Annotated in this window: 8 protein-coding genes and 1 pseudogene; 8 read left to right on the top strand and 1 reads right to left on the bottom strand. The window is 32.1% G+C overall.

The genetic code is table 11. From position 1 onward, the window contains the following. Positions 1-336: 336 nt before the first annotated feature. From ACYVHX_RS17475 to ACYVHX_RS17440, 8 genes and pseudogenes are all read left to right on the top strand, one after another. Entirely contained in the window at positions 337-633 is a 297-nt protein-coding gene (locus tag ACYVHX_RS17475; RefSeq protein ID WP_460672947.1) for a helix-turn-helix domain-containing protein, read from the top strand. A gap of 121 nt (positions 634-754) precedes the next feature. Beyond that, positions 755-1708: a phage/plasmid replication domain-containing protein gene (locus ACYVHX_RS17470; protein WP_460672946.1), complete on the top strand. Its 954-nt coding sequence runs from the start codon at positions 755-757 to the stop codon at positions 1706-1708. Between the two features lie 36 nt (positions 1709-1744). Next, positions 1745-2359, top strand: coding sequence for a hypothetical protein (locus ACYVHX_RS17465; RefSeq protein ID WP_460672945.1), 615 nt, complete (start codon positions 1745-1747; stop codon positions 2357-2359). A 372-nt stretch (positions 2360-2731) separates the two neighbouring features. Beyond that, positions 2732-3015 (top strand): annotated as a pseudogene (locus tag ACYVHX_RS17460) (transposase); the annotation flags it as partial. A gap of 21 nt (positions 3016-3036) precedes the next feature. Then, positions 3037-3882: an IS3 family transposase gene (locus tag ACYVHX_RS17455; protein WP_460672944.1), complete on the top strand. Its 846-nt coding sequence runs from the start codon at positions 3037-3039 to the stop codon at positions 3880-3882. A gap of 985 nt (positions 3883-4867) precedes the next feature. Further along, positions 4868-7573 (top strand): hypothetical protein, encoded by a 2706-nt coding sequence (locus tag ACYVHX_RS17450; protein WP_460672943.1) that lies wholly within the window; start codon positions 4868-4870, stop codon positions 7571-7573. Positions 7574-7585: 12 nt separating this feature from the next. Next, complete coding sequence (locus ACYVHX_RS17445) at positions 7586-9259, top strand: metallophosphoesterase family protein (RefSeq protein ID WP_460672942.1); 1674 nt, start codon at positions 7586-7588, stop codon at positions 9257-9259. A gap of 216 nt (positions 9260-9475) precedes the next feature. Continuing rightward, a complete protein-coding gene (locus tag ACYVHX_RS17440) occupies positions 9476-9904 on the top strand; it encodes a hypothetical protein (protein WP_460672941.1) in 429 nt (142 codons plus the stop codon). 934 nt (positions 9905-10838) lie between these two features. On the opposite strand, the gene ACYVHX_RS17435 is transcribed toward ACYVHX_RS17440, so the two are convergent. After that, entirely contained in the window at positions 10839-12164 is a 1326-nt protein-coding gene (locus ACYVHX_RS17435) for a tyrosine-type recombinase/integrase (protein ID WP_460672940.1), read from the bottom strand. Positions 12165-12358: the final 194 nt, after the last annotated feature.

Raw genomic sequence — 12358 nt, 5'->3', positions numbered from 1 at the left:
CGTTAAAGTTAGCGACTAAATTCTATTTTTAGTTGCTACTATTTTCGGGGAAGCTTTCAAGACTTGCTGGCTTTATCAATGCATTGAGGGATAATAAGTATATTTTTCACTTATCACAACAAATTCTACAAAGTGCATTTTGTGAAAAATTAGGTATTGAATACACGAGACTCAAAGGGGAAGGCGAAAATTATGATACTATGTACAATGAAACTGATACTTTTTTGAAGAATATAAAAAATGATAGAAATAGTAAAATGTCCTGAAATGTCTTATTCATGCCCTGAGATGTCTTAAAAAAGCAATTTTATTTGTAGTGTTCTTAATTGATACAAAATGAGCACTATAAAAACACTACAAATTGAGCAACTAGATGCTCAAATTATCCTGTCAAAATTTTCTTCGTTAGAGTACGCTCTAAATGAGATCCGATTACAAATCACCCCTCAAAGACCTAACGTGTATCTCACTAGGCAAGAAGTAGCAGACTTATTTAAAGTTACTAAAGTCACAATCTGGGATTGGACCCGAAAAGGAATATTAAGGCCTTATCGGATAGGAAGATATATTAGGTATATACAAAGTGAGGTCTATGAATCGGCAGTATTAATTGAAAAAAAAATTCAAATCTAATCTTTAGGGTCCCATACCTGTATGAAGTTATGTAGGGCTAACAAGACGTGCGATATCCAAATTTTTTTTTGGAATATTTTCCTTATAACAAGTTAGAAAAAGACTAGAAACATAACCACCCATGATTGATACAATAACAATAATGCAGGAATTTAATAGTTCTATAGCAGTAAAAGAATGTATTAAAACTTTACAAAGATCTTATTCTCTTGATAGAATATACAGAACAACAAGTAATAACACAAAAATTCCAAAAGAGTTATATTCTTGTTGGGACAATGGGTTTAAGATTTGGATAGTTAGAAATCAACTATTTTTACAAGGTAGTCTTACCAAACTATTTTTTGGTGATAATTCTCAAAACCTTAATAAGGTTAGCCTTATTAAGGTTTATGATAAGTTAATGTCAAAATACGAATTTGTGGATTGGAGTAAAGCATACCATAAGAGGATTGACCTCGGTGTGAACATACAACTTTCCCACTCTCCTACGCTTATCACAAATAGTATTATTGGAGGGAAAAGAATGAAAAGAGCTGTATATAGAAGTAATGGCGACACAGTTAATATAGGAAATAAATCAAATCTGATAACATTTTATAATAAGAGTGCATCTTTAGTAAGAGATTTTTTTGGAACACATAAAGATATACCAGAAAATCTTTTGCGTATAGAATATAGAATGATGAGTAGCTATCCTTTAAAAAAACATTTTGGTCGAAAAGATATTACTGTCCAACATGTTTTAACAAATTTGGACTCATTACCTAAAATATGGTATGAAATGTACTCAAAAGTAGACAAGACATACACTGCAGGTATAGGATTATTTAGTACAAAGAAAGAAATGGAAATGAAAGCAATTATTGAATATGGAGTTAAAGAGATGGAAAATAATCTTTTTGAAAGCTATAAAGCTAATATGATAAAGAAAAGCACAAAACAAAATATAAGAAAATACCTCTCTGAAATATTGGATTATCAAAAACAAAATGCAAAACCATTAGACTTGATTAAAGAACTTGATAATAAAGTTGAACGTTTTGTCAAAAATAATGATTTTATTCTGCAATAACCTTTTAAAAGTACGCATATATTTTAAGGATATTACATGGGACGTAATAGTACAGGAATATATACTACGAATAATGCTCTAGCGATTAAACTGAGCTTTTTGATAAAAGAAGATTTCTTTATAAAAGATAAAGAAGTATATGGAGAACTATCTTGGACAAATCAAATTGGAAACATTGTAGCCAAAATAGCCATTCGAACAAATTATACTACTGGCGGGAAACCTTGCATGAAGATTTCATATAAAGTAAGAAATTCAATAAGTGGTCAGATTAGTCACCGAGATGAGTTTGTGTATTTGGAATCCTTACCAAGCAATCTAGGAAAAGGAGCAGTTTTATACTTTATATGTCCTGATAGTGGCAATCTTTGTCGTGTTTTGTATCGTGCTTATGAAAGCCCTATTTGGAAGAGTCTTAAATCATATAATGAACGAATTTATTATCCTATTCAAATTTCATCTAAACTAGAATATAATAGTAACAAATATTGGGGACTTGAAAATAAATTACTTGAAATGAAAAGCAAAAAATTTATTCAATATTACAAAGGGGTACAAACAAAGCGGTCAAATAACTTTGATCGCGTGCTTAATAAAATGAGATATCTTAGCAAAGACAGGTTTGATAAAGATTCACAAAACAAAAAATAAATACTTTACTTAGAAATGCAAGAAAAAATCGGTTCTGTATTTACACTTCTAAGTATTAATTCTTAGAAATTTAGGTTTTTTTATCTTTTGCTCGGCATTTGAGTGATGTATCTAGCTTTTTCTTTGTACCCCCGTCAGAATACTTTCGTTTTTTATCTAGGTCAGAATTAGAGAAGCGAGATTGAAATTATTCTTACTCAATAAAAGATCATATGCTTAAATTTTTATGTTTAAGCATATGATCCATTTTACAAGCCAATTATTACAGTAATGACAAGTTGACCTTACTGACCTTGGCCCTAAAAACTGGACATTGAATAGGTAGAGAAATTCGGGCGATTTTAAGTAGTTTAAAACTGTAAAAAATCGCTTATGAAAAAGACAAAGTTCACCGAAGCACAGATCGTTTTTGCGCTTCGGCAGGCTGATACAGGCGTACCTGTGTCAGAGGTGTGCCGGAAGATGGGAGTCAGTGAAGCCACCTATTATAATTGGAAGAAGAAGTACGCTGGGCTAGGCGTTCCAGAACTTCGTAGACTTCGTCAACTGGAGGAGGAAAATCAACAATTAAAACAGCTTGTCGCCGATCTGAGTCTGGATAAGCAAATGCTTCAAGATGTGCTCAAAAAAAGCTTTAAGGCCAGCCCAGAAACGGATGCTGGCCGCTAGCTTAATGAATGATTATCGGGTGCCTACTCAACGGGCTTGTTCCGTTGTGCAACTTCAAAGATCCTGCTGCGGGGCCGCCCGTGCGGTACTACAAGCCTCACCGACGTGATGACACGGCTATCCGTCAAAGGATTAAGGAAATCGCTCAGGTTAGGATTCGATATGGTTATAAACGGATTCATGTGTTGCTAAGACGGGAAGGCTGGCGGGATAACCATAAGAGAGTTCGGCGTGTGTACTGTGAAGAAGGTTTGAATCTTCGAAGTAAACGCCCAAGACGAAATCGAGCGGCCATTCATCGGCTTGACAGGCCCGAGCTTTCTACTATTCATGGCACCGGCCACCCGGCAAAGTTGGAGTATGGATTTCGTAGCGGATCAGCTCCTCGATGGGCGAAAAATTCGGCCTTAACTGTGGTCGATAACTTTAGCCGCCAATGTTTGGCGATTCATGTTGGTCAGTCGCTGAAAGGCGAAGATGTTGTATCTGTGATGAATCAATTAAAAGCAGTAAATTCAGCCGTGCCAAAGCGGATACAAGTTGATAATGGGAGCGAATTTATTTCCAAGGCATTGGATAAGTGGTGCTATGATAACAAGGTAACCTTAGATTTTTCGAGACCAGGTAAACCCACTGATAACCAGTTCATTGAATCTTTTAATGGAAGTTTCCGTGATGAATGTTTAAATGCTCACTGGTTCTTATCAATTAAAGATGCGCAGGAGAAGGTCGAAGCCTGGCGACAAGAATATAACGATTTTCGACCCCATAGTTCTCTCGGCAATTTAACCCCAAATGAAGTCGGGATGCGAGTGAAAAAGAAGGAAAATACAAGCCCGATTCTTCAGTTTTGACTGTCCAAGATTTGGGCTAAGGTCAGAAAGCCTGATTTTCTAGTTTTGGCTGTCCAAGATTTGGGTCAAGGTCACTAGTCCACTCTAATTTAACGATGTGCACCTATATCTGTCTGACGAAGGGCAAAGCCGAGAACATGCCTCACCCCGCCAAACTTCGGTAAATAAAGTACTCACCTTAATAATTTAAAGTACGAGAATGCACGGTTCCTTTAAAACTTGCCGATTCTTTTGAAGGAAGTAGGAGATCACAACTTAAATTCAAAATGTAATTGGGAACAAAATGTGCGTATTTTAAAGGCACCTATAATTATATGAATAACTATATTATATTGACAAAATTACTTAATAATCTTACAACTAGTTGATTCCTAAAATCAACTAAACTAACTATTAAATGTAAGAACAAGAAATCATATGAGAATGATTTACTTTGTAGAGCGTTTAAGACAAATATATGAATTTAAGTATATTCATATTAAATGATAGTATTGATTTTCAGCAAATTCCATCTTGTATATAAATGTTTGTGTTAAATTTAAAAGTCAGGTAACATGGACGTTTAGATTTTTTGATCACTTAAAACCATTACGAGGAAAATATAATTTATAGAAATAAAAGAGTGAAATTCAGTAATAGAAAGTATTAGATTGGCAACGCAGAATCTTAAGAAAACTTCACCGAGTTACGATGAAAATTTTTTAAGGCAGTAAATATTACTAATAGTAATTGAAAATGTGAACAATTAAATTCTAATATATAGATTCAAAATTCATTGAATCCTTGGAGAAATTTTTCAGCTACTGAATGAAATCTTACCTATTCTACGAGATAATAGATGATAAAGTTCTGATTATCAATTAGTTGCGATTTATGAATAATTTCGATGTGTTAAGGAAATAAGATAAAATTTTATATATTTGGATTTAACAATTTTTTAAACCTATAATCCTAAATTTTTAGGATTTACAAAAAATAAAATAACGTGAGTTCTCATCCAGAAACCTTACATGTTGCGTTAGCTACGTACCCTCAAGAAATGGGAGATGAATATGTTAAATATGTTAAACAGTCCTATAAAAAGTTCTCAAAAGATATTGATAATAACTTTAGTTTGACTACTGAACAAAAATCTGAGATTCTATATGACCCCCTAATTTACCATATATTTGGAAGTTATGACATTGCATTTATTACATTAGTTGATAGTTACAAATTTGCTCAAAAGCTTTTTATACCAGAGCCATCTATTGAAAGTAGAGCGCAATTTGGACCCAATACATACCAAGTAATTACTGGCATTTGCCCAATAATAGATGAAAACTTAGTAATTGGAAATTATTTACAATTTATAAGTGATCCTAATAAATTTCCTTTTATTTCAATTACCCATTTAAAACTGAATAATGGAATATTAATAGGTAACGGAAACGATTTTATTGCAAATGTTTATAAAATAATTGAATTAGAAAAAGAAAAAAGAGGTGATTCGTTAAATTATATTATTCTTCAATCGTTTTCGTGGGCAGAAATATGCTTAATTACATTTAGTGAAGATATTAATATTATTGCAGATTTTATAACCGCGCTTCGAGTTAAAAGGCTGATAGATATTGAAGATAATGTTGATATATTAAATAATTCACTTTACAATTTATTAGTAGACTGTGATTCATCAAACATAATGCATTCTCATATATTTTCAGATACACATTCATACTTTGGCATTGAGTATGATAAATTTTCTAATGATGAAGAGTATTTCATTGGGAAAGAACTTTATACGGAAGTCGAATGGCAGATTAAGCCTGGACATTTGGGGGATTTACTTGAAAAAATTATACCTTTAAAAGCTAAAGATAAAATTGATGAGAAAGTTAATGTTTTTGATATTAAATCTCCCTTTTTTGTGGCAGGTAAAAGTGATTATATAATACCTGAAGTGAATCCACATGAGATGAGTAATAACCAACAACTATTTTTGCTTTTAAGGAAAACAGAGAAGGAGAATAATATTTTACAGTATGTTAGGAAAATTAAAACGCGGATTAGGTTTCCAATAAAGAGTATGGAGTTTATAGTTGGTAGTAGGGAAGTTAAAGGTATTTTACAATTGAATCCTGATGTTTGGAGCAAAAAAGTTATTATAAATACTGAAAAAATTGGTGAGATAAGAAAAAAGTTAAAAGCACTTAAAGTATCTCGCCAAATGAGAGAGCAAGTGCTGAAAGTGTTTCATAATTTTAATACTGGAATTCAAGATCCAGTTTTGTTTATATATTTTATAGATTTTTGTGTGTTCATTTCTCAGTTAGAAGACCAGATAAATAATAAATATAATGAGGTCCTCGATAATGATAAATTATACCCTGTTGGTGACTTCGAAAAAGTTTTACGTAAGTATGTTCATGTATTTGAGGAAGGCTATCAAATTAGGAGCTTAAATACGTATCAGTTTGAAGAAATAAATGATTTCGATGTTGATTTTAATAGCTCTATTCAACAGATTCTAACAACTTATAATACATTAATATATGAAATTACACAAATATTTTATGAGACGAATCAACTTGGGCCGGTTGTCCAATTGAATCTCCAGAATACCGTCGGTAATCTAATTGCTATTAATTATAACGTATATCATTTAACATCACCTGAATTTGTTTTCTCAACTTTAGTTAAGGAAATTTTTAACATTATACCTTATTTTGATAAGCCGGGGAAAAACGTATATCTTGATATTAAAGACAAATTTTATAAAGAAATCATTAATAATAATTACTTATCAGAATTATATAGAGATGGGAAAATTGATTTTGATTACATATATATAGATGTAATTAGACTAATTTATACGTTTAATATGGATATCCAATTGTTTGAATATTGGTTTTGGTCATATAATTTTCAAAATTCATCATTATATAATCAAAATGGTTCATTTAGTGTTCATCATTTTGTCAAGGAATTGTTTAGAGTGTTATTTGTGATAAAATTGTTTGACCCTGAATATGCTATACAAATAAAGTGTCCCTTAAGCGAACTTGAATCTTATTGGAATACATATTTTAAAAGAATAGGTGAGGAAATTGATAATATACTTTCCAACTCAAATAATCAGCTTAAAAAGATATTTATTAATGATGCGAACATTTGGATGAAGTTAATATATACAGAAGAGTTTGAAGAGACAGATGAGTATCCACTTTCAAATTTCAATAAAGAAGTAGTGCAGATTTTGCCTAAATTGTGTCCCATTACAACTGATTACAATCATCATTTCAATGTTATGAAGCGATTAAGTTTCATTTTAAACAATTATGAAGAAAATAAACGTCAGTTTGAAATAGATAAAACTTTTCACAAATTAAAATTTCCAGTGTCCAGCAAAAGTTATATCAGTGGATTGATGTATTCTTATTTGAGAATACTATATGAAAAAAATGGTAAAAAAATATATTTACTGAAACGAAATTGGGAGACGGGTAGCCCTTTCAAAAGGTTTTATAAGAATCAACCTATTCAACCTTTATTTAGTATTGACTCATTTGGAGGTATATTTTTCACAAGTAGAATAAACCAAAGGGTTTATTTTTCACTACGTAATACTGTACTGCAGTCATTATTACATTATTCACAAGTAATGAAGCGGCAACAAATTAACTCTATTATTAATAATCCTATTCCTTAATTCAGTCATTTTATGAGTATATACACAAATATATTATGGCTTAGTGATATCCATTTCCGGGTAAAATACTCTGAAATAGACAACTTAAAGGAGTATTTTGAATCATTTATTGATACAGTTGAGGAATACCATAAAATTAAACCGATTCATTGGATCATTGTTTCAGGGGATCTCGCATATTCTGGAAGCGTCGAGGAATACGAAGCTCTATTTAATATGCTCCTCCAGCCTTTATTAGTTAGGTTATCTTTTGATTTAAGTAGTCCTAATTTAATAACTATACCTGGTAACCATGATGTAAGGTGGGATGACATTAATCTTGACTTTTATTTATCGAAAGAAACTGATTTTTTTGAACGTTTCACAAAGAAAAATAACCAGCTAAGTTCTAGTAACGTTAATGCTAAAAAATTTAAAAATATTTTTAGAGATTATTCTAATTTTTTTAGAAAATTTAGTTTTGGTAGTGATTTTATTTTGTCATCTGATTACTCTTTAGAAAGGCTTTATGGTTATTTAATAGATAAATCGAGTAAGATTATATTTGTGTTAGTGAACTCTGCCTGGTTTTCATTTGGTTCAAAAGCAGAAGATATTTTAGAGGCAAATATTGTTGATAAAAGTGATGATTGGGTCAAAAAAGCAAGAGCTGTTTTGACTGAATTTGGAGGTCAAATTGTAGGAAGAAACATTTTTCCACAACAGGATCTATTTCGTTTTATAAATGAGAATCCAGATTACCTAGTCATCACCGTGATGCATCATCCTCTACATTGGCTAGAATGGGGTGAAATGTATAATTATAGTGGTTCGGGGGCTAGCAGCTTGTTTTTGCCACATTTATTGTCTGAAACAGATATATTTTTAACTGGACATGAGCATGTTCCTGATTATATTAAAGCTAATTTATTGAATGAGGGAAATACAACTCACTTTCAGGCCGGCATGTTTTTAGAAGACAATGTAAATCAAAAAGATGCAGATAGCCAATTTCCTCATAACCGATTCTCAATCTTACAAATCAGCAACAATGACTGTTGCGTTTCTGAGTATCGTTATAAGTATAACCATTCAGAGAAGTGGAAATGTAAGCCACCGGTTAAACACACTTTATCTTCAGAGTTGAACTCATATAAGAGAAAGTCCTCTCTTAATGAAGAAATAAAATTTGCTAAACTGCATATCTCAGATATTTATATCGTTACTAACTACCTAAATAGATTTCAATTTGCAGTTGGGGCTGCTAATGCCAATGAGCATTTTACAAATAGGGATGGTTATCAAATAATAATTCAATTTCCAGTAAATGAAAGCATGATAATTGGTATTATCATGAAAAGTTATGACCAATTTAGCCAATTTCTTAGCTCTACAAATTTTATTGACAATATTTGGAAAACTTGTAAGGGTCATTATGCAGAAGGGAACTTGAGTTTTAATATCATTTGCTTAGATTTGTATGCTAGTTCTAATTCTGAAGCACTTTACTTAGATGAAAGATTGGAAAGGGGTGAAATTTTAAATTCAATTGTAGAAGATGTTGATCTTAAGTTTAATAAGTTCAAGCATCTATTTTTTTCTAGGTATGATAGTGATGATGAAGATCCTAATTGGATCAAGTTTGATTTTGTCAAGGATGCAGCTCTGAATATGACTATAATTCCATACTGGACTTTAAGGTCATAAATTTATATATGTTCAATATTTCATGCATTTCATAATTCATTTCGACCGTTTAATAAATATTTCATCCAAATTTTTGGAAAATATGTTATCTTCGTATGTTTAAAGGAAATTAATGTATTCCAATGCATACCTTTCTAAACAATTTGATTTAATTCTGGATTATTACTTTTAAGTGGTAGCCATTTGTCAGCTGCCTTACTTATAAGGTTTTTAGCTATGGAACAAGAACTTGGATTTCTCGAAGGAAGGATTGTCCTAAAGAAAGGCGAATTGAATGATCTTTTTTGCACTTTCTGTGATGTGATAGAGGAGGTAGATGGCAAAACAGTGGATGAGATAGATAGTCTTTTTCATAGTAGAAACGTAAATCTAAGTCGAATAGCTAAGCATTCCATTGATAACGAGGACTTTAGATCTTTAGAATGCCATGGTATAAGAAAGGAAAATCTTCCTTCTTATTGGTTTAGATTTATCTCTTTTTTAGCTAAATATCAACGAAATTCTTTAAATTTTAAGGAATCACATAAGCCATTTAAGTTAAGAAGCTTTGGTGTATTTCCTTTGGAAGCATACAAGTTTAAAGGTCACAATAAGCTAGATGATGTAAATTCTAAAGTTAGATATTCTTCAATTTTTGAAAAATAAATATATATTTTACAAAAGGGAAGGCCCACCTTTAATCAAAGGTGGGCCTTCCCTTTTGTATAGTACTATAACATGCCATTAATAAGTTTGGTGTTATAACAGAACAGGGACTAAACTATAAATTAATTATTAAAACCTCCTGCCAATTCAATGTGGCTTTATTCTAGGCTATCGCAAACTCTTAAAGACATCATAAAGGTAGTAAGTAGGCAAAATCGTGTAGTAAAACTTGTAAAAATGTGAATGATCTATTTAGAGTGACAATACATGTTGAGTTGAAGTAAACCCATAGAAAAGATGAATATGGCATTGGCTGTAATCTTTATTTACGTGATTTGGAGTAAGTATGTCCCTTTAACACTTCAACGGATAAAGCCAAGATGTATCTCTGTGGCTGCACCATTTTATAGAGTTGTTAAAGTACTTTGGACATATCCTATATTTTGACAGATGGAGCAGAAATTGAAAATTGATTTATTGATATTGATAAAGGCAGATTTAGAAAAGCCAAAATTGAAGCATTGTAAGCATTTGCCTATTTCCCAATTATGAAAGATTGGCAACTGATATGTTAAATCGTACATTGCCTAGAGTCATATATATTATATGGATTGTAGCTATTACTCAGATTGAAGGGGTAGAATCAGAAATTTGTTAAGTAACTTCTTCTTGAGGAGTCTGGCAGGCACATATAATGACTCTGAAACTTTCAAACCTATAGTGAAAAGGTTAGGCAGTATTTTTTTATAAAATATAACTTGAGTTTGCTGAGTCGATTAAATGTTGTCACTAAATAGTGACACAGTCAGTCAGCGTTTTATGCGTCCTTGGAAAGGGTGTTTCTTATATGATACGTGATAAAACTGGTTAAAGAAACACTAGTTATATTTTTTGGTAAGTTTTTAAGGGTTGGATAGCTTTACCTATCCAAGGTTCAATTAAGATTTTGCCGCAAGTATAACCTCATTAATATATCTGTCTCCTCTGCTTCAATCTTGATATACTTTAAAAATTCTGATTCTTTTTTGTGCCCTGTTAACTTCATTATTAGAAGAGTCGGCATTCCTCTTTTGAACATATTTGTAGCAAAAGAACGTCGAGCTGTATGAGAAGTAACTAACTGCCATTTTTCTACTCCAGGAGAGATTGTTCCCCAACCATTTGAAGTTTTGACTACTTGTTTCCCTCCTTTGGTGACATGCTTTAAAATTTTTTCATTAATCTCAGCCAACTGGCAAATTTCCTTTAAATAGTCATTTGTTTTCTGATTTGAGATACCGCTAGGGAGATGGTTATTGTATTTCGTCAGCAATTGAGTTACCGCTTCGTTCTCTATAGGAATTCGTACTTTTCCAGCCGTTTTTCGCTGTTTAATATCAAGATACATATTACCTGCTTCGTTAGATTTGATATGTTCTGGCTGTAATGTAGAGAAATCCGAAAATCGTAAACCTGTCCAAGCAGCGAAAATAAATAAATCTCTCACTTTCTCAAGCCTCGTCATTTTCGTCAGGTCAAGATTATATATACGCTGTAATTCAGCTTCAGTCAAATAAATATTCTCTGCCTCTTCTCTCAAATTTGCAAATTTGCGAAATGCAAGGTTGGTTGTAAAGCCCTCGTCTACTGCAGCACTCATAAACCCCTTCAAGTTCTCAATGTATTTGCTGACATTGTTTGTGGCATAATTGCGAGCGGTGAGCCATTCTGTAAAAGCTTTATAGAAATGACTGTCAATATTATCAAAGTCTAATGGTCGGACATATTTGGAAGCGAAGGCTTCAAGGCCATTCAAAGTCGTTTTGTAACGTCGGATTGTGCTTGGGGAAATGACACGTCCAGCTCTATTTCCTTTACTACGTACCAAACGCGTAGGACAAGTATCAATATACCATCGAACGAATTCTAGCAACGTCTTAGGCTTGTTTTTAACGGGAATAGGATTCAAGTACTCATTGATTCGAGTTTTCAATAATTCTTTCGTAATAGAAAGCCTTTGAGTTTTTAAGTCTGTAACTATACTTCCTATTTTTTCTTCTAGTTCAGTTAAAAAGTCGTTGATTTTGTCTTTGTCAGTAGCACCAACCACATTCTTGACACGGTGTTTGGCATCATTCCAATTTTTAGGATGCACTTTGAAGCCAGTTGCCACTTTTAATCGGTCATTATTGAATCGAACAATTCCAATAAGCGGAGTAGCAACTTTTGAATTAGGGCTGCGTAGGACATAAGTTATGGGAGAATCTGCTTTTCTTGCCATAGGAGTGAGAGGTTGGAATACTATGCAAATATAGAAAATAAATATTGGGGACGGATTGGGGGACGGAATTGTTTAATTCGCTTTAAATTCCTTTATACGGCTTTAATCATTAGAGCTTTTTAAAGATGTCAAAATAATCAATTTTAACATCTTTTATTCATTATTTTAGATTTTTGATGGATAGTTAAATTAAA

The organism is Larkinella ripae (assembly GCF_054780775.1).
The sequence above is the reverse complement of the archived record's forward strand: the minus strand, read 5'-3'. Positions and strand labels throughout refer to the sequence as shown.

Excerpts from the sequence above, each read along its gene's own strand:
- ACYVHX_RS17475 (WP_460672947.1), top strand. The coding sequence starts at position 337 with ATGAGCACTATAAAAACACTACAAATTGAGCAACTAGATGCTCAAATT.
- ACYVHX_RS17455 (WP_460672944.1), top strand. The coding sequence starts at position 3,037 with ATGATTATCGGGTGCCTACTCAACGGGCTTGTTCCGTTGTGCAACTTC.
- ACYVHX_RS17465 (WP_460672945.1), top strand. The coding sequence starts at position 1,745 with ATGGGACGTAATAGTACAGGAATATATACTACGAATAATGCTCTAGCG.
- ACYVHX_RS17440 (WP_460672941.1), top strand. The coding sequence starts at position 9,476 with ATGGAACAAGAACTTGGATTTCTCGAAGGAAGGATTGTCCTAAAGAAA.
- ACYVHX_RS17445 (WP_460672942.1), top strand. The coding sequence starts at position 7,586 with ATGAGTATATACACAAATATATTATGGCTTAGTGATATCCATTTCCGG.
- ACYVHX_RS17435 (WP_460672940.1), bottom strand. The coding sequence starts at position 12,164 with ATGGCAAGAAAAGCAGATTCTCCCATAACTTATGTCCTACGCAGCCCT.
- ACYVHX_RS17470 (WP_460672946.1), top strand. The coding sequence starts at position 755 with ATGATTGATACAATAACAATAATGCAGGAATTTAATAGTTCTATAGCA.